The 26,408-nt window shown below is 42.2% G+C and carries 21 protein-coding genes; 9 read left to right on the top strand and 12 right to left on the bottom strand.

Annotation, left to right across the window (positions count from 1 at the left end):
• Positions 1-185: 185 nt before the first annotated feature.
• The 4 genes from TY15_RS13345 to TY15_RS13330 form a co-directional block, all read right to left on the bottom strand.
• Positions 186-1,127 (bottom strand): sugar-binding transcriptional regulator, encoded by a 942-nt coding sequence (locus tag TY15_RS13345; RefSeq protein ID WP_040203156.1) that lies wholly within the window; start codon positions 1,125-1,127, stop codon positions 186-188.
• Between the two features lie 128 nt (positions 1,128-1,255).
• The gene (gene srlE / locus TY15_RS13340) at positions 1,256-2,269 is read right to left on the bottom strand and encodes a PTS glucitol/sorbitol transporter subunit IIB (RefSeq protein ID WP_040203155.1); all 1,014 of its coding nucleotides are present in this window, start codon (positions 2,267-2,269) and stop codon (positions 1,256-1,258) included.
• A gap of 19 nt (positions 2,270-2,288) precedes the next feature.
• Positions 2,289-2,816, bottom strand: a complete 528-nt coding sequence (gene srlA, locus TY15_RS13335) for a PTS glucitol/sorbitol transporter subunit IIC (protein WP_040203154.1) — start codon at positions 2,814-2,816, stop codon at positions 2,289-2,291.
• Between the two features lie 13 nt (positions 2,817-2,829).
• Positions 2,830-3,255 (bottom strand): transcriptional regulator GutM, encoded by a 426-nt coding sequence (locus tag TY15_RS13330; protein ID WP_040203179.1) that lies wholly within the window; start codon positions 3,253-3,255, stop codon positions 2,830-2,832.
• A gap of 333 nt (positions 3,256-3,588) precedes the next feature.
• Here TY15_RS13330 and TY15_RS13325 point away from each other — a divergent pair, with 333 nt between their 5' ends.
• Entirely contained in the window at positions 3,589-4,401 is an 813-nt protein-coding gene (locus TY15_RS13325) for a Cof-type HAD-IIB family hydrolase (RefSeq protein ID WP_040203152.1), read from the top strand.
• A gap of 133 nt (positions 4,402-4,534) precedes the next feature.
• Here the strand turns inward: TY15_RS13325 and galE are convergent, their stop codons facing one another.
• The gene (galE, locus tag TY15_RS13320; protein ID WP_040203151.1) at positions 4,535-5,506 is read right to left on the bottom strand and encodes a UDP-glucose 4-epimerase GalE; all 972 of its coding nucleotides are present in this window, start codon (positions 5,504-5,506) and stop codon (positions 4,535-4,537) included.
• A 189-nt stretch (positions 5,507-5,695) separates the two neighbouring features.
• Between galE and TY15_RS13315 the strand changes: the two genes are divergently transcribed.
• The 4 genes from TY15_RS13315 to TY15_RS13300 all read left to right on the top strand — a co-directional run bounded on the left by TY15_RS13315 (position 5,696) and on the right by TY15_RS13300 (position 12,844).
• Positions 5,696-7,177, top strand: coding sequence for a sensor domain-containing diguanylate cyclase (locus TY15_RS13315; RefSeq protein ID WP_052353773.1), 1,482 nt, complete (start codon positions 5,696-5,698; stop codon positions 7,175-7,177).
• Positions 7,178-7,332: 155 nt separating this feature from the next.
• The gene (locus tag TY15_RS13310) at positions 7,333-9,708 is read left to right on the top strand and encodes a putative bifunctional diguanylate cyclase/phosphodiesterase (protein WP_052353772.1); all 2,376 of its coding nucleotides are present in this window, start codon (positions 7,333-7,335) and stop codon (positions 9,706-9,708) included.
• Positions 9,709-9,893: 185 nt separating this feature from the next.
• Positions 9,894-11,336 carry an N-acetylmuramoyl-L-alanine amidase gene (locus tag TY15_RS13305; RefSeq protein ID WP_040203149.1) on the top strand — a complete coding sequence of 481 codons (1,443 nt, stop codon included), beginning with the start codon at positions 9,894-9,896 and terminating at the stop codon, positions 11,334-11,336.
• Positions 11,337-11,545: 209 nt separating this feature from the next.
• The gene (locus TY15_RS13300) at positions 11,546-12,844 is read left to right on the top strand and encodes an NCS2 family permease (protein ID WP_040203148.1); all 1,299 of its coding nucleotides are present in this window, start codon (positions 11,546-11,548) and stop codon (positions 12,842-12,844) included.
• A gap of 72 nt (positions 12,845-12,916) precedes the next feature.
• Here TY15_RS13300 and TY15_RS13295 read toward each other — a convergent pair whose 3' ends face one another.
• The 6 genes from TY15_RS13295 to TY15_RS13270 all read right to left on the bottom strand — a co-directional run bounded on the left by TY15_RS13295 (position 12,917) and on the right by TY15_RS13270 (position 19,650).
• Positions 12,917-14,185 (bottom strand): MFS transporter, encoded by a 1,269-nt coding sequence (locus TY15_RS13295; protein ID WP_040203147.1) that lies wholly within the window; start codon positions 14,183-14,185, stop codon positions 12,917-12,919.
• Between the two features lie 186 nt (positions 14,186-14,371).
• A complete protein-coding gene (locus TY15_RS13290; RefSeq protein ID WP_040203144.1) occupies positions 14,372-15,379 on the bottom strand; it encodes a MupG family TIM beta-alpha barrel fold protein in 1,008 nt (335 codons plus the stop codon).
• Positions 15,376-16,737, bottom strand: a complete 1,362-nt coding sequence (locus TY15_RS13285) for a PTS transporter subunit EIIC (protein ID WP_040203143.1) — start codon at positions 16,735-16,737, stop codon at positions 15,376-15,378. Before TY15_RS13285 ends, TY15_RS13290 begins: the two co-directional genes overlap by 4 nt.
• A 107-nt stretch (positions 16,738-16,844) precedes the next feature.
• Positions 16,845-17,699 (bottom strand): MurR/RpiR family transcriptional regulator, encoded by an 855-nt coding sequence (locus TY15_RS13280; protein WP_040203142.1) that lies wholly within the window; start codon positions 17,697-17,699, stop codon positions 16,845-16,847.
• 26 nt (positions 17,700-17,725) lie between these two features.
• Complete coding sequence (gene murQ / locus TY15_RS13275) at positions 17,726-18,637, bottom strand: N-acetylmuramic acid 6-phosphate etherase (RefSeq protein ID WP_040203140.1); 912 nt, start codon at positions 18,635-18,637, stop codon at positions 17,726-17,728.
• Between the two features lie 149 nt (positions 18,638-18,786).
• A complete protein-coding gene (locus TY15_RS13270) occupies positions 18,787-19,650 on the bottom strand; it encodes a Cof-type HAD-IIB family hydrolase (protein WP_040203139.1) in 864 nt (287 codons plus the stop codon).
• Between the two features lie 194 nt (positions 19,651-19,844).
• Here TY15_RS13270 and glcD point away from each other — a divergent pair, with 194 nt between their 5' ends.
• The 4 genes from glcD (at position 19,845) to TY15_RS13250 (ending at position 24,509) form a co-directional block, all read left to right on the top strand.
• Positions 19,845-21,257 carry a glycolate oxidase subunit GlcD gene (gene glcD, locus TY15_RS13265; protein ID WP_040203138.1) on the top strand — a complete coding sequence of 471 codons (1,413 nt, stop codon included), beginning with the start codon at positions 19,845-19,847 and terminating at the stop codon, positions 21,255-21,257.
• Complete coding sequence (locus TY15_RS13260) at positions 21,254-22,591, top strand: (Fe-S)-binding protein (protein WP_040203136.1); 1,338 nt, start codon at positions 21,254-21,256, stop codon at positions 22,589-22,591. Before glcD ends, TY15_RS13260 begins: the two co-directional genes overlap by 4 nt.
• A gap of 203 nt (positions 22,592-22,794) precedes the next feature.
• The gene (locus TY15_RS13255; protein ID WP_040203134.1) at positions 22,795-23,301 is read left to right on the top strand and encodes an Lrp/AsnC family transcriptional regulator; all 507 of its coding nucleotides are present in this window, start codon (positions 22,795-22,797) and stop codon (positions 23,299-23,301) included.
• On the top strand, positions 23,298-24,509 hold the full coding sequence (locus TY15_RS13250; protein WP_040203132.1) for an aminotransferase: 1,212 nt from the start codon (positions 23,298-23,300) through the stop codon (positions 24,507-24,509). The genes TY15_RS13255 and TY15_RS13250 overlap by 4 nt, the downstream gene beginning before the upstream one ends.
• 164 nt (positions 24,510-24,673) lie before the next feature.
• On the opposite strand, the gene metG is transcribed toward TY15_RS13250, so the two are convergent.
• The gene (metG, locus tag TY15_RS13245) at positions 24,674-26,314 is read right to left on the bottom strand and encodes a methionine--tRNA ligase (RefSeq protein WP_040203130.1); all 1,641 of its coding nucleotides are present in this window, start codon (positions 26,312-26,314) and stop codon (positions 24,674-24,676) included.
• Between the last annotated feature and the right edge of the window lie 94 nt (positions 26,315-26,408).

Below are 26,408 nucleotides of genomic sequence, written 5' to 3'. Positions count from 1 at the left end.
AAAAATTCACATTTGTTAAACGCGTTATCATTTGTTCCTTCTTCATCAGTCTAAACCCACACTAATACTCTGTCAAGTATGAATTTTCCAAAAATTAAAACTCCGGTAAAGGAAGATTCAAGTCCATTGTTGCTATTTACTAAAAGGAAAAGCTGCACTTGAATTCCAGGTGCAGCCATCAAGTATTATCCTTCCACCAATGCATTTGCCGTCACTTCATCGGTAATGAGGACATGTATTAGACTTCCTTCTAGTGCTGCTTTAATGGCATCCACCTTTTCGATTCCCGCGGCCACCCCAATCACAAGTGGGATCTGCTGTAATTTTCTCAGATCAAGGGCGATCACCCGTTCATTCCAAGAATTGTCGACAGGCTTGCCGAACTTATTAATAAAGTTATAGCAAATATCGCCAACAATTTCTGTGTCCTCTGTAATGGTTTGATAGTCAGTACCGAGGTAGGATTGAACCATTGTCGAATGCTCTGGCCGTCCGCCAATACCCACGACAGCAATATTCGATTGTTCAGCTAAATCAAACGTGCTTTTGATGGTTGGCTGTCTCATCAGCACTTCTTTTGCCTCTTTTGTATCCACCATCACTGGGAGGTGGAGAAATTCACATTGTGACTGAAAAGCCGCACCAATTTTAGCAACAATCGAATTGGAGTGGATATCGACCCGCTCATTTCCTACGCCGCCCACTAATGGAACAATCGTAAGGGAAGGAAACAATTGTGGTGATTGAATGACCTTTGCCACTTCATTTAAGGTTGTTCCAGATGAGAAACCAATGATTTGACCATCCTTAATTACCCGTTGTAAAAATTCACTTACAGCTTCTCCTAGCTGCTTTTTTGAGGAATCCTGGCCGACACTTTCAATACAAACGACCTCCCGAAGGTTATAGAGGCGCTCGACCTTTCGCTCTAGTTGACTAAATTGGTGGAGACCTTCATCATGAATCGTGATTTCCACAATCCCCAATTCCCTCGCCTTCGTCAAATACTTTGATATCAGCGAGCGACTGACCCCGATTACCTCCGCAATCTCTGATTGGGTTGCCCCTTCGTCATAATACATTTGAGCCACTTTTACTAATATTCTTCTATTATCTAGAATAACCACCGAACATCCTCTTCCTAACTAAAATGATTGCTGTTACACCTTCTAGATGAATCCACTATATTAGTATAGCTTGATTTCTTAATTCACACTATAAGATTATGGAATATTTTAGAAATAGAAACTTCCAGTTAATACATTCCAAAGCTAGCAAAGTAAGCAATGATAACCGCGACCACCCCAGTGATTAAGCGGCTATAAAGCACGGCCGGGACACCATATCTCACTGTTTCTGGCTTTGCTTCTCCTAATGACAAACCAACCGGGATAAAGTCACAGCCTACCTGACCATTAATAGCAAATAAGGCCGGAAGTGCATATTGCGGTGGAATATTTCCTAAGGCAATCTGACTTCCGATTAATACCCCGATAACTTGGGCAATAACCGCACCTGGACCCAATACTGGCGATAAGAATGGCAGCGTACAAACGATAACAATTACCAGTAATCCCCACAATGAACCGGCAAGGGGTGATAGTGAATTGGCAATCACATCGCCAATTCCCGTATAAGTAATGATCCCCATTAACATACTGACGAAGGCCATAAAAGGAATAATATTTTTCAGTAACATTTCAACCGTATCACGTCCCGCTTGATAGAAGGTTCCCGTGACATTTCCAATTCCTTTTGAGAACTTTAATAAGAAATTATCATTATTTTGTGCATGCTCGTGCTTCAACTGTTGATAACTTTCTTGGAACTTTTCCTTGTCTTTCGTATTGAATTTCGGTTCTTCTTCCGCCTCTTGTGCCCCTGCTGCTTGTGTGTGACCTTCTGCTAAGGCAATGTCCTTTTCTGTTACCCCAGAGACAAAAATATCCTCAGTAATAAATTTTGATAATGGGCCTGAAGGAGAGGATGGTAACACATCTACTGTTGGGATCCGCTTCATTGGATAAACACCAATTCGGGCCGTGCCACCACAGTCAATAACCACGCACAACATTTCCTCTTCCGGATAGGAGCCTTTAAACCCATCGACGGCCTCTGCACCCGTTAGTTCAGCAATCCTTCTGGCAACAGGATGAATGCCTCCTCCCGTAATGGATACAACCTTATTCTTTTTACCATTTGGCTCTAGATAAAGGCCAACGCCCCAACCACCAGATCCTTTTGATACAAATACACCATGTTTTGACATCAAGAAGCTCCCCCTTCTATCATGATTCCGTTTCTACTTTTTTGGCTAAATAGTTTGTGATTAACTCGGTCACTACACCTCTAATAAAAATAATGACGATCCCAACTAAAAAGTACCGTACTGCCAGATCCGCAACGGGAAGGCCTAACTCCTTGATACCATTGGCGATCCCTAAATAGACAAATAGTTCACCGGCATTCGCATAGGGGAATAATCCTGTCACCGGATGAACGAAGGAAACAGCAGAATCATAGAAGGCCGGTTTTTGTTTTTCAGGTAAAAAGCGACCAAATGTATACGCCATCGGATTTGTTAACAATAAAACAGAAAGAATAGGCATAAGTGTATAGCGTAGCAAGGTATACTTGGCAGCAAACTGAATGGCTCTACTCACTCGATCTTCACCGACAAATTTCATCACTGCATACGTAAACGTTAAAAGAACTACCAATGTAGGAACGATTCCTGTAAATAATCCCATAAAGGTTTCTCCGCCTGCATTAAACATCCCAATGAAATGTTCACCCAACCATTTAATCCATTCCATTATTTACCCTCCTTTATATTTCCGTCGAAATTTTTCGCTTTGATATGGTTAACAGTGCATTTTCTCCCGCTTGTAAAAGTGCCTTTTTAAAAGCTGGGACCCGCTTCTTTCCTTTTACTGTGTTGCCACTGTGGACCTCATTTACGATTTCCCCGACATGTTGACCCTTATAGGAATCGATCGGTTTAAACTTTGTCAATACCGACATCCCTTTCAACATGTGGCATTCGTGAACGATATAGTCTTGATCGACAACCAGAACAGCGATTGCTCCCGGACGGAATTTTCCTCTTTCCATCCCCGAGAACATGAAATAGCCATCTTCTCCTCGATAATCGCTAACGATTTTATCGATATTTTTCTTATATGATTTGATTTGAATGAGTGAAAGTACGTATTGAACAATAAGAATTGCACATAGTATAATAGCTAATTTCATAGAACTCCCCATTTCCCTATCTTCTTTGAAAAGATTTACGTCTCACCCCCTATAAATAAAACGCTTTCATTAATACTCTTAAAAAAACAGCAACTTGAAACATTTGTTATGCGTAATGACTTTTCAACATTAAATTCACATTTGTTATATTATATTACATTTGTTATGTATTTAGAATAATAAAAATATTTTGTACTGTCAATAAACTTTTAAATTTATTTTCGGTAATCATTGATATTTCGAGTATAATAGAAATGATTTTGTTCTGAATCACTCTTATTTTTATAGAGGAAGATGGATTCTTGTTAGCACAAGGAAAGGATTGAAACAACTATGAAGAAAAAAAAGCTAATTTTTTTCGATATCGACGGTACTCTTTTAACAGAGGAAAAGACCTTACCGCTATCCACAAAACAAGCCATTTATAGATTGAAAGAATTGGGGCATGAGCTTGCAATTGCGACCGGTCGTGCACCCTTTATGTTTAAAGAACTCCGAGAAGAACTAGGAATTGATTCATTTGTTAGTTTTAATGGCCAATATGTCGTTTATAATGGCAAACCCGTGTATCAAAATCCCTTAGATCAGGAAGAGCTCCAGCTCCTTATAGGGGAGGCAGAGCGCCAACAGAATCCGCTTATTTATGAAAATCATGAACAAATGTGCACCAATATCGAGTTCCACCCCCACATTGAGGAAGGCATGGGCTCCTTAAAACTTGCCCAAAAGCCGTTTTACAACCCCGTCTTTTATCAAGGAAGAGATATTTATCAATCTTTGCTTTTCTGTAATGAGACGGAACAAGCGGGGTATCGCGAGAAATTTAGCCAGTTTGAATTCGTGCGCTGGCATGAGCTGTCCGTCGATGTTTTACCTGCAGGCGGTTCGAAGGCTAAGGGAATCGAAGCGTTAATTCGCTATTTAAATATCCCACTTGAAGATGTGTATGCCTTTGGTGACGGTATGAATGATATTGAAATGCTGACATTCGTTCAAAACAGCGTTGCGATGGGCAATGCGGTTGATCAAGTAAAAGCTGTCGCCAAATACGTCACCAAGCATGTCGATGAGGACGGCCTCCTACGAGGATTAGAATTAGTAGGCTTATTGGAAAAGGAAAAGGAAAAGGAAGAGGAAGCAGTTTAACTTTGCCCCCCACACCAAATAAAAGCAATGCACTCACAAAGGGCGCATTGCTTTTTTACTAAAACAAGAAGGTCTGAAAACTTAATGCTGACAATCGTCCAGCTTCAGTGCTTAGGGCGATTTCGCTTTTCTATCAATATGGTTGATTTTGGTGCCATTTCCAGGCATCCGCAATAATCGTTTCTAAATTCCGCTCTGCTTTCCAGCCAAGTTCGGAATAAATCTTTTCTGAGGATGCAACAAGTCTTGCCGGATCACCTGCCCGGCGGTCCGCCATCTCCACATTAGCCTTGATCCCGGTTACTTTTTCACACGTCTCGATCACTTCTTTTACCGAATAACCAAGACCATTGCCTAGATTATAGGTTTCCGTAGATTTCTTACCAGACAACAAAGCTTCGAGCGCAAGGATATGGGCATGGGCTAAATCAGTGACATGGATATAATCACGGATACAGGTTCCATCGTTTGTGTCATAATCTGTGCCAAAGACTGCGATCTTTTCGCGTTGGCCCAACAGCTGTTGAAGGATAATAGGGATTAAGTGTGTTTCCGGGTCATGACTTTCGCCAATCATTGCCGATTTATGAGCGCCGGCTGCATTAAAGTAACGGAGTACGACATAATGGAGCCCGTAGGATTTTGAAAGATCACTTAGAATTTGCTCGACCATTAATTTGGAATGTCCATATGGATTGATCGGAGTCGTGTCACTTGCTTCATCAATGATTTCCACGTCAGGAATTCCATAGGTTGCTGCTGTTGAGGAGAAAATAAAGTTTTTCACCTTAAATTTCTGCATGACTCTTAACAAAGTTATAGTGGATGCAACGTTATTTTGATAATATTTCAAGGGATCAGCAACAGACTCGCCAACCAAGCTGTAGGCAGCAAAGTGCATGACCGCTTTTATGGGATAACTTCTAAAAACCATTAAGAGGTCATCCACATTCCCGAGATCCCCTTTTACAAAAATGGCACGGCTATCAACGGCCTCGCGGTGTCCAGTCGACAGGTTATCTAGCACAACAACATCTTCTTTTTCAACTAATTCCTTAACGAGATGGCTACCGATGTAACCAGCTCCGCCAACGACGAGAATCATATTCATTTCCCCTTAGCTAGAATTTCACTACAACTCTATCATTATAGCATTTTTGAAAAAAAACAGCTTGTTAATGATTCGCCCACATATTTCCACTTAATCCCTCTGATATATTCAAACTATTTCTTATGCAATCATCCCAATCTGTGCTAGAATTTTTCTAGATAATTGGAAAAAAGGATGATGACTATGCAATCCTTCACTACAAGTTTACTTACTGGGCAATTAACCAATCCGATTGCCGCCCAAAAATTTAATCAGTATCACTACGAGTATCTATTCAAGAGAATAAAACTTGTCTCCTATATGTTAATTCTGACCTATCCTGCTTTTTTTATTGTGGACTTTATCCTGTTGAAAGATGTTAGCGGCACAACGTTCCATTTTGTCCTAGCCTCAATCCACCTGACAGGACTTCTCATGTCTCTCGGATTTATCTGGTTATACCACAGCTCTTACAGAAAGGTTCCTCAGGGTATTGTTGTAAATAGTTATGTCCTCCTCTATTTATTGATCGGTGCAGTTTCTTCCATTAACAGCCAATTACTTACCCGGAACATTTATGCCTATATCATCATTCTATTGGGCGTTGCGGCTATCTTCCCGATTCGTCCTAAAAATTTATTTTTCTATTATGCTGGGATACAGCTCTTTTTTCTAATTGGTTTGCATCTAATGAATCCCAGTCACATTTCGTACTTAGGAATGTTAGTAAACTCAACAGGGGCCACCGTTATTTCATTCACGATTGCCCTAGCATTTTACTCGTTACGCAAAAATGATTATATAAACAAAATGAAGCTTAGTAAGAGGGAGGAGAGTTTCCGACGCCTGTTTAATCTAAACCCTAAGCCATTACTCCTGACGAGCTTAGTTGATAATAAAATTGTTCTGATGAACCACCAAGCCATCGAATATTATCAGCTCGATTTCAGGGACAGCGACTATATGGATGCCAATTTTCTATTTCATCACCCTAGTCAACGGGAAGAGATTTTACAAAGACTTGAAGAAGAAAAAAGCATTAAAAACTATGTGATTGAACACCAAATCTCCGCAGATGTTTGCAAATGGTCACTGCTTCATTTCGAATTGGTAGATTATTTAGATCACACTTGTATTTTAGTCGATACAACGGATATTACCGATTTGAAAAAGACGGAAGCAGAGTTATTCAAGTATGCCTCATATGATATGCTCACTGGCGTCAAGAACCGAAGAAGCGGAATGGAGCTTCTAGCTGAGCTATTAGCTGACGGGCCGCAATCTCAGGAGTTTATTCTTTGTTATATCGATATAAATAATTTAAAAATAGTCAATGATTGTTTTGGACATGCTGTTGGAGATGATTTAATCAAAACCTGTTGTGAAACAATTAGTAATCATCTAGTTTCAACAGACATCCTGTTCCGCTTAGGAGGGGATGAATTTATCATCGTGTTTATTAATAAGCCATTCGCTGAGGTTCAGCGCCTATGGGATGCCATCCAGAAGTCCTTTCACGACTTTAATATGTGCTCTCACAAACCGTTCCAACTCTCTGCAAGTCATGGGTTTTACCATTATAAGCCGGGTACACGGATGACGGTTGAGGACTTACTAGAATTTGCAGACAAAGAAATGTATAAAAAAAAGGCAGTTTATAAAGGGCAAGCAACTATCATTTTGTAACAAAAGGGTGGATTCTCGATTGAATCCACCCTTTTTATTTGTGTCCATCTGATAGAATGTAGCTGAACGTAGGGTGATTGTTAATAAAAAGTTAAGAATGTAAAGATAAGATGATTGTACTCAATTTGATTCGTGGACATCAGGAGGAATGAACTTTGGCAACCTATTTCCGCCGGAGGATTATCTTTATCGGCCTCTATTTTATCTTATTTTTATTATGGCTATCGATCTCTAAGGATCCTAAACCATTTGCTAGTTTGGGCATTAATGTTTTTTCGATCATTGCGTATCTTGTTACACTTATTTGGTTGATCCAATCCTACAAAGTTATGAAGGATAAACAACAAAGGAACTTTTGGCTTTTTTTCGCCATCGGAATTGGTTTTCTATTTTTGTCTAAACTCGCCACCAGCTATCATGGATTTCTATTTATCCTCGGGAGTGAACCGATGGTGCCAGGCACCGAAATACAAAATTATCCAATTGAGGATATGATCCGTTTGGTTGGGTATTTGTTTTTCTTCACGGGTTTTATGTATAAAATGAAAGTCATGAAAAATACCTTGCCGATGCTCCGCTTTCTATTAAACGTCATTATTGTCATCATTTCCGTCTTTAGTGTAAGCTGGGTGTTTTTGGTGAATCCCATCCTCGAGGGGAATCAAGATGTGACTCATATTGGCTTCCTGCTTTCATCGCTTTATCATGTATTAAATATTAGCTTGCTGTTTGCGGCAGGATGCATCATTTATATTTCGCAGGCTGAGCTTCACCAAAAAATAAGTTTTTATTTGATCGCTGCGGGCTTTTTCATTCAAGTAATTGGGGACTTTTTTTATATCAACCACGTTAACCAGATTGGTTATTGGCTATTTCTTTTATGGCCCGTGTCTATTTTCTTACTAGGGATTGCTGCTACTGTTGAACAAGAACATCCATGGAATCCAGATAAAGAGAATGAGAAATTAGAATACAAGAATTACTCTCTCTCCTTTATTAGCGCTGGAATTCTCCTTCTATTAACCTTTGTTAATCAACTTGATGAAACGAATCTATTACAAAAAGGGCTACATCTTACAGTATTGCTGCTTCTGTTCCAACAAGTGATTACAGCTGTTGAAAATAAGGCCATTTTTTCAAAGCTCAAGCATCTCGCTAATTCAGAGGGACATTTTCATTCTTCAAAACAGTCAAAGGATGACAGCGAAATGGCCAAACTGCTAAATAAAATAGAAACCTTAGCGCATTATGATCCCTTAACCAATTTACCCAATCGAAACTTATTTCAAAAACGCATGGATCAGCGGCTAAAATTGGCAACAGAAAAGGGCAAGCATTTTTCCCTTATGTATATTGATTTGGATCGATTTAAATATGTTAACGATAGCTTGGGACATGACAATGGAGACATCCTATTAAAAGAGGTTGCCAACCGTTTACATGCATCTGTAGACGATAAAGAAACGGTTGCGAGAATTGGTGGTGACGAATTCGCCATCATTCTTACAGAAACGGACCGGGAACGTTTGATACAAATTGCCAATCAACTTCTACATAAATTCGAAGCCCCTTTTCTGATTCAAGGACATGAAATATACACCACTCCCAGCATAGGAATAAGTATCTATCCAGTGGGCGGAGCCAACACAAATGAGCTGTTAAAAAGTGCTGATGTAGCCATGTACTTGGCAAAAGATGAGGGAAAGAATAAGTTTAAATTCTTTAATCCCGGCCTGAATGAAATGATGATAAAAAAAATGCAATTAGAAGCCAAATTGCGAAGAGGATTAGAGGAAAACCGGTTAAGTCTGTATTACCAACCCCAAGTAGACCTGAGAACGGAAAAAATCATCGGTTTAGAAGCCTTGATTCGCTGGCATGATCCCGAATTAGGAATGGTTTCACCAGTAGAATTTATTCCTATTGCTGAGGAAACGGGGTTAATTGAACCGATTGGAAGGTGGGTTATTCAAACAGCTTGTCAGCAGTTAAAGGAATGGCAAAAAATAGGGTTAATGGATGTGACTATGTCAGTCAATGTATCGATTCGCCAATTCCAAAATGCTCATTTTGTAAACGACGTAAGCAAGATATTAGCTGAAACCAAGTTAGAACCGCAATACTTGAAAATAGAAATAACCGAAAGTATTTTACAAAATATCAATAAAACACGTCATGTACTGAATGACCTAAGGGCACTAGGGATTCAGATTGCTATTGATGATTTTGGTACAGGTTATTCCTCCTTAAGTTATTTGAAAAACCTACCCGTCAACACATTGAAAATAGATAAAGCCTTTATTGATGAACTTACCTTCAATCCCGATGGTCCGATCGTAAAAACGATTATCGATATGGGAAGGAATATGAATTTCACCGTTATTGCCGAAGGGATCGAATCAAAGGAACATGTTGACTTTTTACGCGACAATAAGTGCTTTATTGGTCAAGGCTTTTTATTTAGTAAACCCCTTCCTGCCATTGAATTGGAGCGTATTTTACAGGCGGAAATTTTCGTGACTAATCCGTAGGTGACCACATAGAGAAACGCAGGTAGGCTAGTTACCTGCGTTCACTTTACTCATTTTACGATTCATTTTTATTCCGACTTGATCCTCCAAAGGCAATGCAAAGTTTTTGGTACTGAAACCCGAACGGATTAGAGCTTATCCCATATATATATAAAGTAGAAATTTAGCGAAATGGGGGAAGAAGAATGAAGCTTTATGTAGATCCAGGTCATGGCGGCACAGATCCTGGCGCCCAAGGCAATGGATTAAATGAGAAGGACCTTACCTTAGATATCGCCCTTAAACTTCAGTCGATCCTAACCAATGGCTATGAAAATATTGAAATTAAATTGAGCCGAACCAGCGATGTAACGAAAAGTCTAAGTCAGCGGACAAATGAGGCGAATAGCTGGGGCGCCAACTATTATTTAGCGATCCACATAAATGCGGCGAATGGTTCTGCACAAGGATACGAAGATTATATTTATAGTGGTTTATCGAATACATCACCAACTGCCAACTATCAAACGATCATTCACGCTGAAGTAATGAAACTGAATCAACTGACAGACCGCGGTCGGAAAAAGGCGAATTTCCACGTTTTACGCGAATCCACTATGCCAGCCTTTTTATCAGAAAATGGCTTTATTGATAATGCCCATGATACCGCATTAATGAAGCAGGCTTCTTGGCGTCAAAACGTGGCTCAAGGTCATGCAAATGGACTTGCTAAAGCCTTTAATCTGAAAGCAAAAGCAACTCCACCGCCCGCCCCAAGTGATCCAGGAGCAGGAGCACTTTATCGAGTCATTGCCGGATCGTTCCAAACAAGGGAAAATGCGGACGAACGAGTAACCTTCCTTCGTTCAAAGGGAATTGATTCGTTTGTCAATACCACAACTCTCTCGGGTAAAACCTGGTTTCGGGTTCAAGCAGGTGCCTATTCCAATCGTGAAAATGCCGAAAAGCGTTTGGCTGAAGTGAAAAAGGCTGGTATAGGGGATGCGTTCCTGGTTGTTGAAAACGGAGGGGCCACTCCAGCTGAGAGCAGCAGTGGGAATGATAACAGTACGGGCGGGAACAACGACAATAGTGGCAGCGGAAACAGCAGTGATATGACTATTGGAAGCAACAGCATAATGGGCCCTACCTCTTTGTCCGGTGCGCAAATGAATGCCTATGTAAAAACAATTAATCCAAATGCACCAGACTTAGGAAACTTCTATCAAAATCTTGGCGAATATTATGGGATCAGAGGTGATATTGCCTTTGCCCAAGCCATCCATGAAACCAATTATTTCCGCTTTACCGGAACTGTAAAAACAGAACAAAACAATTATGCTGGAATTGGCGCAACAGGAGGGTCTCAAACTGGGGCAAATTTTGCGACACCACAAGAAGGAGTTCTAGCCCATCTACAACATTTATACGCCTATGCAACGACTACTCCCTTACCACCACAATATCCACTAGTTGATCCCCGCTTTTCACTTGTTACCAGAGGCTCTGCTCCGAGATGGATTGACTTAAATGGAAAATGGGCCGTACCCGGTGAAACGTATGGACAAATGATATTAGAACTGTACGCAAAAATAGTGAGCCACACAATAAAAAATTTGCAAACCATCTTAACAGAACTTCCGTCATAGATTAAAACTGGAAGTTACGAAAGTCCTTCATTATTCAAAAGAAGGACTTTTTTATTTTCCATTCTGGATACACCAAATAATTGTAGGCTTTTTGTAAGCGTAGACAGCAATTTATCGGGGCAAAATAATCATTAGCTATTGAAAAATTAGTTAAAAACGAATAATATAATAAAGTTGTTTAAAAACGTTCGTATTTTGGAGGAACTTTTATGTTTAAGCTCAAAGAAAATCAGACAAATACAAAAACGGAACTGTTGGCTGGTATTACGACCTTTTTTACGATGGTCTATATTGTCATTGTAAACCCTGTCATTCTTGCCGATGCAGGCGTTCCGTTTGAACAAGTCTTTTCCGCCACCATCATCGCTTCCTTGGTCGGAACACTTTGGATGGCACTTTTCGCGAATTATCCGATCGCTATCGCACCTGGGATGGGCCTCAACGCCTACTTTGCCTACTCTGTTGTCGGCGGTCACGGCATTAACTACCAAACGGCCTTTGCCGCTGTCTTCATTGCCGGAATCATCTTTGTTCTATTATCGCTCACACCATTTAGAGAAAAATTAATTGAAGCGATACCGGATAATCTCAAGCATGGGATTACAGCAGGAATCGGATTATTTATTGCTTTTATTGGTCTGCGTCAAACCAAAATCATCACTGCCCATCCTTCCAATCTTGTTGGATTAGGCGACCTTCACTCTCCAGAAGCCCTTCTAGCCATAGTTGGCTTGGCTGTCACACTAATCCTGATGGTGCTTAGAGTGAATGGAGCTTTATTTTTCGGAATGATTATTACGGCGGTTATCGCCTTCTTTACCCATCAGCTCTCTTTCGATAAAGGGATTATGGCATTCCCTTCCCTTCCAGAGGGTCTAATGATCACAAATCCGATCACAGCCGTGACGGATGTGATTCATCACAGTCTTTATGCTGTTGTATTCTCCTTCATCCTTGTGACCATCTTTGATACAACAGGAACGATGATTGGTGTCGCGAATCAAGCAGGTTTAATGAAGGATGGCAAATTGCCGCGCGCCCGCCAAGCATTGCTGTCTGATTCCCTAGCTACCGCAGTCGGCGCCTTGTTTGGGACAAGCCCGACCACGGCCTTTATTGAATCTACTTCTGGAGTCGCTGCAGGTGGTCGGACTGGGTTAACGTCTTTAACTGTAGCCGTTTTATTTTTGGTATCGGCATTCTTCGGCCCACTCGTGAGTGCCGTATCTGGGATTGCAGCCATTACATCTCCAGCATTGATCATTGTCGGCAGCCTGATGATGGGCAGCATCGCTAAAATTCGTTGGGACGAAATTGACGAAGCCTTCCCTGCTTTCATCACAGTTTTGAGTATGCCGTTGACCTCCAGCATTGCAACTGGAATCGCACTTGGTTTTATTAGCTTCCCACTATTGAAGTTAGTGAAAGGGAAATGGCGTGACGTGCATCCATTGCTTTATGTGTTCGCCGTATTATTCTTTATACAACTCGCATTTTTGCAACATTAAGAAAAACGCAAGGCAAAAAAAATGGGTATTTCAGTCAAACTGAAATGCCCATTTTTTTTGAGATGATATAATCTAAACCGTCAGTTCACTTGGTTGCTTTGCTTCCTGACGTTGTTCCTTAATCAACAAGCCACCCATTAGCCCAAACATCGAGAATAGGACAGGAATGATAAAGCCATAGTGGTATCCCACACTAGGGGAGGCTGCCTGGAAATGATCCAATACTTTACCAAAAATGCTGGGCAAAAGGACAGCACTCAAAAAGCCCCCGGTATTGGCGAAGCCAGAAACCACGCCTACTTCCTTCATATCAAAAGAATTGCGCACGACCGCAAACGTTAGCGAACTCGAGCCATTTCCATAGCCGATTAGTAAAAAAATGATTACCAGCATATAATAGGGCGGCTGCCCGCTAATAAACAGGAACACCCAGCTTAGAAAAGCTACAAGATGCACAACTAAATAAGGTCGTTTAATGGAGCCGAACCGGCTGGAAATCCAACTTGTTAACGGAGCACCAATAATCGCCCCAAACAGACCAATCATGATTAGCTGACTTGAATCAGAACGCGTCATCCCATACACATGCATCCCATAAGGAACAGCCCATGAGCCAATAAATCCAACATACGTGCCGACAAGGCCAAAGTGACAAAAGAAGGTAGCCCATGCCTGGCGATTGGTAAAAATACGCCGCAATGTCACAAGGGTTTTTTCCCTTTGTTTCTTTGCTTTTACGGGTACAGACACATCGTTCTTAAATAGCTGGCTTGGTTTCCTCACAAGCACATAATTGAGTAGGAGCCCGCAAAGACATAACAAAATCCCCGTTGTAAAAAACGGTTGTCGCCAGCCTGCTACCGAAATCCAAGCGGAGAAAGGAACCGTCGCCAGCAAGAATCCTAAACTCCCTGACATACCTGCGACACCAAGTAGACTAACAAACTCCTTCACTTTAAACCATTGGCTCAAGATTAACACCAAGTTGACCCAAATGGTGGCGTCCCCTATTCCAGCCAATAATCTTGCAAAAAGAAGTACATATTCATTTGGAGCCAAGCTATAAGCTACAGCACCTAACCCATTCAACAAGGCCCCAATGATAAGGAAAAAATTCGGTCCAAATCGGTCCGATAAGATTCCAATTGGAACCTGCAATCCAGCATAGGCCAAAAACTGAATACTCGTCAGTAAACCAATCGTTGAAGCCGTTAAGCTAAAATCTTTCATTAATTGATCTGAAATTAAACCAGGGGCCGTCCGTTGGCTTACGATTAAAAAATACGTAAACAATACTGCCACAAAAACTACCCATCTATACTTGCTAGTCTGTTTTTCCACTGTTCACTACTCCTGTTACCTTTAATCTTCCCCCTATTATACTCTATTTTTTCAAGCTGAAATGATCAATTTAAGTTGATAACGTTTACATTTTTCGATTCCCGAAATAATTACATTCTTCAACTAAAATCAACGTTGGTCTAGATAAAAAAGCTGCCGCATCGACTCGATGTGACAGCTTCCTGTTTAGACTATATTAAAGTGTATAGTTTGACCTGGTTTCAATAAAGAAAGCAGTGGTAAATCTGTCTCCACTACCCTTCCGACAACATTTACTCGATCGTCAGACGGTAAATCACCAAGGCTGATTTGTACCTCACCACGATAACGGCCATAGCGATCATTATCTCTTGTGATCGTGCCCATAGGACGCGCTTCAGTATTTTCTGGAATAATAGAATCTGCACTTCGTGTATCCATAAAGCGAAGCACATCCCTAGAAAAATCAGGACGGAGTCGGAATTCCCCTTCTTGAAATCCTTCAATTCTGACCTGAACACGTTGATGTTGGTCAAAATCTATCAATTTCTTCAGCAGGTCTTCACTGACCTCTGGATCGCCAATATAAATATCTTCGACCCCCGCCCCGTTCAATTCCAACGCAGCTACATATGAATCAATATTCCGATGCTCCTCTAAGGTTGGTAACCCCTCAAACAACGGACCGCGCTTTTCCCCATCACCGGAAATATAGGCGCTAACTGGAATGCCAAACTTTTTATAAAGCCCATTTTGACTTTCAAAAAATGGCTTCGATAAGCCCGTTTCGCACCTTGGGTAAAAATTATGCCAGGCCAGTAGCTGGTCAGCTGTCAGTCCGTCTTTAAGTAAGGCCCGAATATCATCCTCAAACAAGATGCTGGCATTCAGTGCAAGTTTGAATTCCCTCGCTAGGTCCAAAATGGTTTCATGCGCAAAAAAGTCATCAAGTCTGAGTCCGATTACCCCTAAGGTTTTTAACTCAAATAAGCTATTCAATCCCAAATGTGCCGGCGTTCGTTCCGACACATCTGCATAGACTTCTATCCCAAAATCTTTAGCGGTTTGCAGCAATTGTTTGGCGCGGCTGGCTAAATCCCCAGATTCCTCGGGAATATGAAGCGAGGTAAACGCCCGCTTCACACCATATTTTCCCGCAACAGCAATCCGTTCTTCTGCTAAAGGATCATTTAAATAGAAGGAAATCCCGATCACTCAAATTCACCAGCCATCTCATCCTTGAAACCGAAGAGATAAGTAAAGACGAATCCAGCTGCATAAGCAACTAGTACCCCTAGTAAATACAGAAGAACTTGGCCGCCGACTACAAGAAAGGCAAGTGGTAATCCAGATACCCCAACTGCGATTGTTGCGACATGGAAAGCCGCCTGGAAGGCCCCGCCAACTCCGGCCCCTAAACATGCAGTTAAAAACGGACGTCCTAATGGAAGGGTAACCCCGAAAATAAGCGGCTCACCGATACCAAGAATTCCTGCTGGAAGTCCCCCGCCAATCGCTCTTTTTAAACTCTTTTTCTTCGTTTTGAAGTAAATGGCAAACGCTGCTCCTACTTGGGCAGCACCACCCATAGCCAAGATTGGAAGGAGCGGATCATCACCTAATGTATTAATTAGTTCTAAATGGATCGGTGTTAAACCTTGATGTAAACCTGTAACAACAAGCGGAAGGAAGGTTGCTCCAAGGACAAAGCCTGCGACAACTCCACCAACGTCAAGTAAAGAAGTTAATCCTTTTGTAATTAAATCTGACACAAAACCACCAATTGGCATAAAAACAAGATAAGTAACAATACCAGTAACCAGTAATGCAACCGTTGGTGTAACAAATAGGTCAATTGATTGATGTACATAACGACGAACTCGTTTTTCAACAAAGGCCATAAAAATCGCTGCAAACAGAACGCCAATTAAGCCCCCGCGTCCAGGCAGTAACGCCGTATCAAACAATTTGATGCCAGCCACTGCCGGGTTAATGATTAAAATTCCGGCAATGGCTCCAAGTGCTGGTGAACCACCGAATTCTTTCGCCGCATTTGTACCTACTAAAATACCTAGGTATCCAAATAATCCACCACCAATAACTGTTAAGATGGTTGCAAGCTGCGAATCTGCTGCCATCCACCCTGCTTGGATGATTGCTTTCGTGATCCCTGTAATCAAACCAGATGCCACGAGGGCAGGGATTAACGGGATAAAGATACTGGATATTTTTCGTAAAAATAGTTTAAATGGCGTCGCATTTTTCTTATTGATTTCTGCTTTTTTGCTTGCTGCCATTTCTTTCAAATCAATCCCGCCAGCAGCATCAATTAATTTTCCAAACTCTTCGGTTACTTTATTCACTTTTCCAGGTCCGAGAATGATTTGCAATGTTTCTTCTTCGACTACCCCAATAACCCCATCAATTTTCTTAATCGCTGCCTTGTTGATCACAGCATCATTTTTTGGCGTCACCCGAAGTCTGGTCATACAATGTGTATAACTGACAATATTCGCCGGACCACCTAATTGTTCAAGAATTTTCTCCGCTAATACTTTATTCTCTCCAGCCATATTAATTCCCCTTCTCTCTGTTAGTTAATGATCTCTTTATGTCCTGTTTCTACCTCTGCTGTTTTTCTCCTATTAAATGAGATGAAGGTACATCACCCCCTGAAATATTATTTTCCTTCTTTAATAAACCGGATAGCTTCCCTTGTTTGATCAATCGAGTGAATGGTTTCCTCATACTGACCAGTTGCCATTGATAAAAATAAGATATCAATCAGATATAACTGGGCAAGACGCGAGGAGGTTGCCGCACTTCTAAACGGTGCCTCTCCTGAATAGGCAGTAAACAGCTTTATATCAGCTAACGAAGACACAGTGGATTGTCCGTATTTCGTTAAACTAATGGTTGTGACCCCTCGTTCTTTCGCAAGGCCCATTACTTTACTGACCTCTTCGGTCTCACCTGAATGGGATATTCCAAACACGACATCACCCGGATTGGCATTGGCAATTAAGGTTGCCACTAAATGGGTATCCGTAAAAGCGGTTGCATTTTTCCGAATCCTCAGGAACTTTTGCTGCGCATCACTTGCAATAATATTAGAGGCACCAATGCCGAAGAAATGAACCGTTTGGGCTGCTAATAAGGTTTCGACAGCCCGTTCCAATTCATCGTAATTAATGATTTCTTCGGAATCACGGATCCCTTGGATACTGTTACTAGTAGTCTTCTGAACGATCGAGTAAAACGATTCACCGGGCTCGATGTCGCGATAACCTTGTTCAATTGGCCTCACTAAATCGCCTGCTATTCTTACCTTTAAATCTTGAAATCCCGTTAAGCCTAGGGATTTACACAGCCGAATAACGGCTGCGCCACTGGTATTGGCTTGAATCCCTATATCATTAACGGTACTGTTTAAAATACTTTGTGGATTTTCAAGAATAAATTCGGCAATTTTTCGTTCAGATGCTGGAAGCTGCTCCAGCATATTTTGAATCATTTTTAAACCGCCTGCCGCCATCCCAATGACCACCTTTTCAATCCCGATTATTCGTTACCTTTTTCAATTGCCTTTTTGACATACCCATTTGCTTCCGTTAACAATTTATCGGCGTCCTGTTTAGTCGTGCCCGTCTTAATCATGACAATCGCAGTTTTGACCTGTAATTCTGCCTTTTCTAATGTTTCTAAGGCAACTTCATAGGAAACGCCAGTAATTTTTCGAATAATCCCGATGGCCCGTTCCTTTAATTTTTGGTTGCTTACATGAACATCCACCATTAGATTTTCAAAGGCCTTCCCGATTAAGATCATCGACGAGGTTGAAATCATATTCAAAACCATCTTATGAGCCGTACCGGCCTTCAAACGGGTCGACCCTGTCAACACCTCTGGTCCCACGATGGCTTCAATGCTTTGATCGGCTTCCTTACTAATTGCCGCATCTTTATTACAAGAAAGCGCAACCGTCTTTGCCCCAATACTGCGGGCATACTTTAGAGCCCCAATGACATATGGCGTCCGTCCGCTTGCCGCGATCCCAATGACTGTATCCTTGCTCGTTAGGCGTAATGCTTGCAGGTCACGTACACCTAGATCTGGATCATCTTCTGCCCCTTCGACTGCTTTCAAGAAGGCGCCTTCACCTCCGGCCATCAGACCTTGCACCATTTCATGATCCGTGCTAAATGTCGGCGGGCATTCGACAGCATCCAGCACCCCTAAGCGGCCACTTGTTCCAGCCCCAAGATAAATCAATCTGCCTCCCTTTTGAAATGATTCAAAGACAAATCGTACTGCTACCTCTATGTCAGGCAGGACCTCGTTCACAGCTAATGCCACCAATTGATCTTGCTCATTCATGATTCGCAATATCTCCATCGGTTCAGCCGTATCAATCTTCAATGATTGGGGATTGCGCGATTCTGTTGTCAATAACTCCAAGTTTTCTTCCAACATATGATTAACCTCCAGTTTGTTATCTCTCGTTGTAAGCGGTTCATTGTAAACTCATTATAGGACTTTCGAAATATTAATTCAACATTTTTATTAAAATACTGAAATACTATTTTAAAAAACGAGTCTAATAGACTTTGTTGGAGCTAAGTTTAGTCAAGTAAATAACGGTGGATCGCTAACGCCACACCTGCTTCTTGATTCGTTCCTGTCACCTGATCGGCTAGTTGCTTTACCTTCTCAGGGGCATTGCCCATTGCAATCCCTAGTCCTGCAACGGAGAGCATCAAGGCATCGTTATAGTTATCGCCAATAGCTGCTGTTTGGGATATGGGGATTTCTAGCTGCTCGGTTAACTTTACGAGAGCTGATGCCTTTGTCACTCCTCTAGGAGATATCTCCAAATTTAAATAATCTAAGCTACTACTGATTTCTACATTCTCCACTTGTTCTGTGATTTGTTTGGAAAAATCATGAAGTCGGCCCCCTTCATCAAAGACGGCTATTTTTGTAATCATCGGTTGAGTTTCTTTCATGTAGCCGTAAAAATTGTCAATCAGCTTGACCTGACATTGTTTTCGGAAGCTTTCGCAATTTTTTACGGTTCCCCCTGATCTTTCTAAAGTGGGGATATTATTTTCAATCCAATTCTCATTCCATTTTGTCACCTTAGGAACAAGCAACTTATCTCCCTCATAAAAATGGGCATATATACCTTCCGCCTCACATAGTTCCCAAAAGCTTATGAGTGGTTCATGTTCAAAGGTCGATTGCGCACTTACCTGACCATGCTCATCCAGTAGGATCGCACCGTTATAGGCAATAATCGGTTCTCCTTCAAGGCCAATCGTGTTCGCAATCCACCTTGTCGATAGTGGTGAACGACCGCTGCAAATGACTACTCTCCCGCCACGCTTGCGGTACGCTTGAATTGCTTCAATCGTTTCAACCCCGATTTCTTTCTGATGGTTTAACAAGGTACCATCAAGATCTGTTGCCAAGAGTGGATATTTCATTTACTTTCAACTCCGATTATTTTTTTTAATATTATTATAAATATTTTGAAATTATATTTCAAATAGATAAAGATACAAAAATCAACTTATAATTCGTTCTATTTTTAGATTTTTATCCATAGCAGACATATGCCTGTTTTTTTATACTTTAACTAGTATGAAGATAGTATGAAGCTCGGAATGGGGGAAAAAACATGCTTTCTAAGGAAGTAAAAGAAAAATTGATCTCAATCGTAACCACGGAAAATTTTGCCGATTCAAAAACAGAACGACTGGTCTACTCCTATGATGCCACACCAAACTTTCAGTCCATGCCGGATGCAGTCGTCAGTCCTAGAAACACGATGGAGGTCGCTGAAATCTTAAAGGTTTGTAATGAATATAAAGTACCGATCGTGCCGCGCGGCTCAGGAACAAATCTTTGTGCCGGAACATGTCCTACTGAGGGCGGGATTGTCCTTCTTTTTAAACATATGCACAATATCCTCGAAATTGACGAAGAAAACTTAACGATTACCGTCCAGCCTGGTGTGATTACGCTCGATTTAATTCAGGCCGTCGAAGCAAAGGGACTTTTCTATCCACCAGACCCAAGTTCGATGAAAATCTCGACCATTGGTGGGAATATCAATGAAAACTCCGGCGGCTTGCGCGGTCTTAAGTATGGAGTCACCCGGGATTATGTTATCGCCCTTGAGGTCGTTTTGCCAAATGGTGATATCGTTCGCACTGGTGGAAAACTAGCAAAAGATGTCGCTGGCTATGACTTGACCCGACTGTTTGTTGGTTCTGAAGGGACATTATGCGTCATTACAGAAGCCACACTGAAATTAATTCCAATGCCAGAGACGCGGAAGACAATGCTTGTCCATTATCAGGACCTGAATGCTGCTGCAAAATCCGTTTCAAAGATTATAGCCAATAAAATCATTCCGACCACGCTCGAATTTCTCGATCAGCCAACCTTAAAGGTCGTTGAAGACTTTGCTCAAATCGGCTTGCCGACCAATGTAGAAGCTGTATTGCTAATTGAACAGGACGGTCCTTTAGAGGTGGTCGAAAGGGATATTTCGAAAATGGCCGAGGTGTGCAAATCAGAACAAGCCGTATCCATTCAAATTGCCGCGACCGAGGCGGAAGCCGATGCATTACGAACGGCACGACGGGCTGCCCTTTCTGCTGTTGCCCGGTTGAAGCCGACCACAATCCTAGAGGACGCAACCGTGCCGCGCTCGGAAATTGCCAATATGGTCAAGGCGATTAATGAAATCACGGAAAAATATCAGCTGACGATTTGTACGTTTGGCCATGCCGGAGATGGGAATCTTCACCCTACCTGTGCGACCGATGCGAGAAATCATGAAGAAATGGAACGAGTGGAAAAGGCATTTGCGGAAATTTTTGAAAAGGCGATTGAATTAGGCGGTACGATTACAGGAGAACACGGAGTCGGGGCAATGAAGGCGCCTTATTTGGAATGGAAGCTGAAAAAAGAGGGAATTGCAGCGATGCGCGGAATTAAGCTAGCCTTTGACCCGAATAACATTATGAATCCTGGCAAAGTATTTGCGAAAGACAGCAAGAAACGCGTGGTGGTGACAAGATGACCACTTTGCTAGAGCAGGAAAAAATTCAAGCGCAATTTAAAGCGCGTATGAATGAGGATGAGTTATTAAACTGTATGCGCTGTGGTTTTTGCCTTCCTACCTGCCCAACTTATATCGAATCAGGTTATAAAGAGTCCCATTCCCCACGGGGGCGGATTGCCTTAATGAAGGCAGTGGTCGACGGAATCATCGAACCGGATGAAGAGTTTGAACGTTCGCTTGAACTTTGCCTCGGCTGCCGGGCCTGTGAACCCGTCTGCCCATCTGGTGTGAATTACGGGCATTTATTAGAAGAAGCACGGGACATTATCAATCAAAACAAGAAGTTTTCTTTACCAGTCAGGGCTGTTCGAAAAACGGTTTTTGAAGGGTTATTTCCTCACCAGGGACGGATGCGCCAGACGGTTGGTCTGCTTGGATTCTACCAGCGCTCCGGAATTCAAACGATTGCCCGGAAAATTGGCTTTATTGGGCTGTTGCCTGAGAGTTTAAAGACGATGGAAAAAGTCCTCCCCAAGGTTCCTACGATGAGGGAGATGAAAAATCGCCCAGAATATTTACCGGCGATCGCCGAAAAGGTTCACAAGGTTGCTTTTTTCAGTGGCTGCTTAATGGACACCATGTTCATGAAGACGAACGATGCAACGATGAGGCTGCTTCAGTTAGCCGGTTGTGAAATTGTCATACCAAAAAACCAAGCCTGTTGCGGGGCGCTCCATGGCCATAGTGGAGAAAAAGACACAGCGAAGGAGCTCGCCAAACGGAATATTGCTGCCTTTGAGGACTTAGGGGCAGATTTCATTATTACCAATGCTGGTGGCTGTGGCGCCTTTTTAATCGATTATGATCATTTATTGCAGGATGATGCTGCGTGGAAGGACCGTGCCAGGGCCTTTAAGGAGAAGATCAAGGATATTTCTGAGATTTTGGTAGCCATTGATTTTCATAAAAAAGTAGAGCTGAAGCTTCCAGCGCAAGTGATTACGTATCAGGATTCCTGTCACCTTCGCAATGTGATGAAAACGGCGTCTGCCCCACGGGTGCTGCTTCAAACTATACAGGGCGTCGTTTACAACGAAATGAAAGAGGCGGACCGGTGCTGTGGTTCTGCTGGAATCTATAATATTGTCGAATCAGAATCGTCGATGGTAATGCTAGATTATAAGATGAAGCAAGCGAAAGCCACTCATGCCACAACAATCGTTACCGCCAATCCGGGTTGCCTGCTGCAGATGCAGCTCGGCATTGAACGCGAAGGCTTATCAGCAAAGATGCGTGCAGTTCATATTGTTGATTTATTGGCAGAGGCTGCAAAACATAGTGGAGAATTCTAAGAGAAGAACAGAGGCTACTTTTATATAAAGTAGTCTTTCTTATTGGAGATAGACGGCTGATGATATTTAGTAGAACTGAAGTATAGTAGTCCACCCCTAAGATTATCAAAACAATACAAAATTTCGCACAATTACGTGACAGACACCTTAATTAGGATTAAAATCATCATAAGTAAGAGAAAGAAGTTGAGGAGGCTGTTCACATGCATTTAAGCAGTGAGGAAATTGAAATACTAAGAATTATCGAAGAAAATCACAAACTACCGATCCAATCGATCGCCTTAATGGCCACTTGCAGTGAAGATACCGTCCAAAAGACGATTGATAAACTAGAGCAAGCACAAATTATTATGAGCTACCCAACCCTCATCGATTGGAGCAAGGTCGACGGACAGGAAAATGTCATCGCAATGATTGATGTAAAGGTTACCCCGAAACGTGGCGTTGGTTTTGATGAGGTGGCCCAAAGAATCAGCCGTTTCCCAGAAGTATCATCCCTCTACCTCATGTCAGGTGCCTATGATTTGTCGATTACCGTTGAAGGAAAATCAATGCATCAAATATCCAATTTTGTATCGGAAAAGTTATCAACAATTGATAACGTCATTTCGACCACCACACATTTCATGTTAAAAAAATATAAGCATGATGGCGTGATTTTTAACAGTGGCAGCGATGACAAAGACCGCAGGATGGTGGTTTCACCATGAAACATGAGCTGGCACACTATCTTTCCCAGACAGCAAAAGAACTGCAGCCCTCGGGGATTAGAAAGTTCTTTGACCTAGCTGCCAGCATGGAGGGAGTCATTTCCCTAGGGGTCGGTGAACCGGACTTCATCACACCATGGAGCATTCGTGAAGCAACGATTCTTTCCCTCGAGCAAGGCTTTACCTCCTATACAGCAAACCCGGGGTTATTGGAATTGAGAGAGGAAATTACATTCTATTTGGAGCGAAGGTTCGGAGTGAAGTACGACCCGAGTAATCAAGTGATTGTAACGATCGGAGCCAGCCAAGCAATCGACCTCGCTTTTCGGGCGATTTTGAACCACGGCGATGAGGTGTTAATTGTCGAACCGGCCTTCGTCTCATATGCTCCATTAGTGGCGATTGCTGGTGGGAATCCTGTCCCGGTTGCCACTTCACCTGAAAATGGCTTTAAGGTAACCGCTAAGCAAATTGAAGCGGCGATCACGGAAAAAACGAAAGCAATTTTGTTGTGTTCACCAAATAATCCAACAGGGAGCACGTTAACGAAGGCAGATTTAGTCGAAATTGCTGCCATCATTGAGAAACACGATTTACTAGTTGTCTCCGACGAGATTTATGCAGAGCTCTGCTATGATGAAGACTTTACCAGTGTGGCCTCCATCCAAGGCATGTATGAGCGAACCATTCTTATTAATGGTTTTTCAAAAGGGTTTGCGATGACAGGCTGGCGCTTGGGCTTTTTGGCAGGGCCAACTGAGCTGGTCGAGGTGATGTTAAAAATCCATCAATATACGACGATGTGTGCACCGCATATGCTGCAGCATGGGGCAATCGAGGCACTTCGCAATACTTATCCTGAAGTGGTGTCAATGCGCAACAGCTACCGGCGCAGACGAAATTATGTGGTGCAAACCTTGAATCAAATGGGCTTGGGTTGTCATACTCCAGGTGGGGCCTTTTATGTGTTCCCTTCGATTCGTTCGACTGGCTTAAGTTCTGAGCAATTTGCCGAAGAATTGTTAATCCAGGAGAAGGTTGCAGTTGTACCAGGAAATGTATTTGGAGAAAGCGGTGAAGGTTATATTCGCTGTTCTTATGCAACCTCCATGCCACAGCTGCAAGAAGCCTTAAAACGAATGGGACGCTTTCTTGAAACAAAGGGTGTTACGGGAGATCCTTCTCCTAAAAAAGTGAATACACATTAATAGCAAAAAGCCCAGCTGTTTAGCCTGGGCTTTTGTGAGTGCTGGGGCGTTTTTTTTTGCTACCACGGGCACAATACTTAGGCTATTATAGCAATTCTAATGTTTCATAAACCATTTGCTCATATTCCTCAAGTTCTGAAATTATCGTAAAAATCCCCTAGACATTAGACAATTGCCGATTGGTTGGAAAGCCGCTCAAGCTCCTCCTCGATTTGAGTGATATCGATACGCTCAAACAGTGGTTCAATTTTCGCCAAAGTCTCAGGTTTCGCAAAAAAGGCCTTCCACCCTGCTTCACTTGTGTGAATCATTTCCTTCACCTTTTCACTCGAAAAAGGCAGGAATGGTGACAAGGTATGAGCAATATTAGCAATTAAATAGACACAATCCGCAAGCGTTTGCCGGCAAGATTCGGGATCTTCATCGACCATCTTCCACGGTTTCTGTTCATCAAAATATTTATTGGCAAACCGGACCACCTCAAATATCTTTTCTAGCCCTTGTTTAAACGAAGTTGTTTCGATAAATCCGCCCACCTCCACATACAGCTGCTCCACTTTCGCCTGAATCAAAGGCGTGATATTGTTAGCTGGAATCACTCCGCCAAAGGATTTTACGATAAACTTTAAAGTTCGATTGACCAGATTTCCATAGGCCCCGAGTAATTCACTATTATGACTATAAATAAATTCCTTCCAGGAAAAATCCGCATCGCGGCTTTCCGGAGCGTTAATCGTTAAAAAATAGCGAATAGAATCCGGGTCATACCTTTTAATCATATCGGGAACCCACACAGCCCAATTCTTACTGGTAGACAACTTCTTCTTTTCCAACGTCAAATATTCATTGGAAACAATGTGGGTCGGCAATGACTCTTTTTCTAGCCCCGCTAGAATCCCAGCCCAGATGATTGAATGGAACGGGATATTATCTTTGCCATGTACATAATAGGATTTAACCGAATCATTCCAAAAGGGTGAGTCATCTTGATTCGTTTCCTTCGCCCACAACTTACTGGCGGTATAATAGCCAGACACGGCTTCGATCCACACATAGATTTTCTTCTCCTCATAACCAGCTACTGGCACACTGACGCCAACCGGTAAATCCCTCGATACCGCTCGGTCCTGCAGCCCTTCCTTTAGGTATCGTTTCGTCAGGGCAATTGCATTATCCCGCCAGCGCTGCTCCTTTTCTGCTTTTTGTGTATAGTCCTGCAAAAAAGTTTGAAATCTGCTTAGCGCAAAGTAAAAGTGCTCGGTAAATCTTGTCGTCGGTGGCTGCCCACATATTTTGCATTTTCGCTCTAGCAACTCAAGTGGTTCTAAAATAGTAGAACAATGATCACACTGATCTCCTCTTGATGGTTGATGGCATACGGGACAAATCCCCTCAACATAACGTTCAGGTAAAAATTGCGAACAGGTTTCACAATAGGTTTGTTCGATTTCCTTTTTATAAATTAGCCCCTTCTCTAACAATTCTAGAAAGATCGCTTGCACGATTTGATGATGATGGGCCGTATCGGTTCGTGTGTACATATCATAGGAGAATCCTAATGTTGAAAAACAGTCTAGAAATTCTTGGTGATAGTGATCAGCAATCACCTCTGGCTTGACCCCCTCTTGTCTAGCCCGGATCGTAATTGGCGTTCCGTTACAGTCGCTTCCCGATACATATAAAACATTTTCACCCTTTAAACGGTAATATCTCGCTAAAATATCCCCCGGCAATAAACTTGAAATATGCCCTAAATGCAAGGAGCCATTGGCATAGGCCCAGGCCCCACCGATAAAAATAGTCATTCCTTTCATCCTCCAGTCGTGAAAATTTTAGACAACAAAAAAACCTCGCCCTAGCTGTTATAGCTAAGGACGAGGTTTGAATATCCACGTGGTA

Source organism: Neobacillus jeddahensis (genome assembly GCF_000612625.1).
Taxonomy (GTDB): domain Bacteria; phylum Bacillota; class Bacilli; order Bacillales; family Cytobacillaceae; genus Neobacillus; species Neobacillus jeddahensis.
The sequence above is the reverse complement of the archived record's forward strand: the minus strand, read 5'-3'. Positions and strand labels throughout refer to the sequence as shown.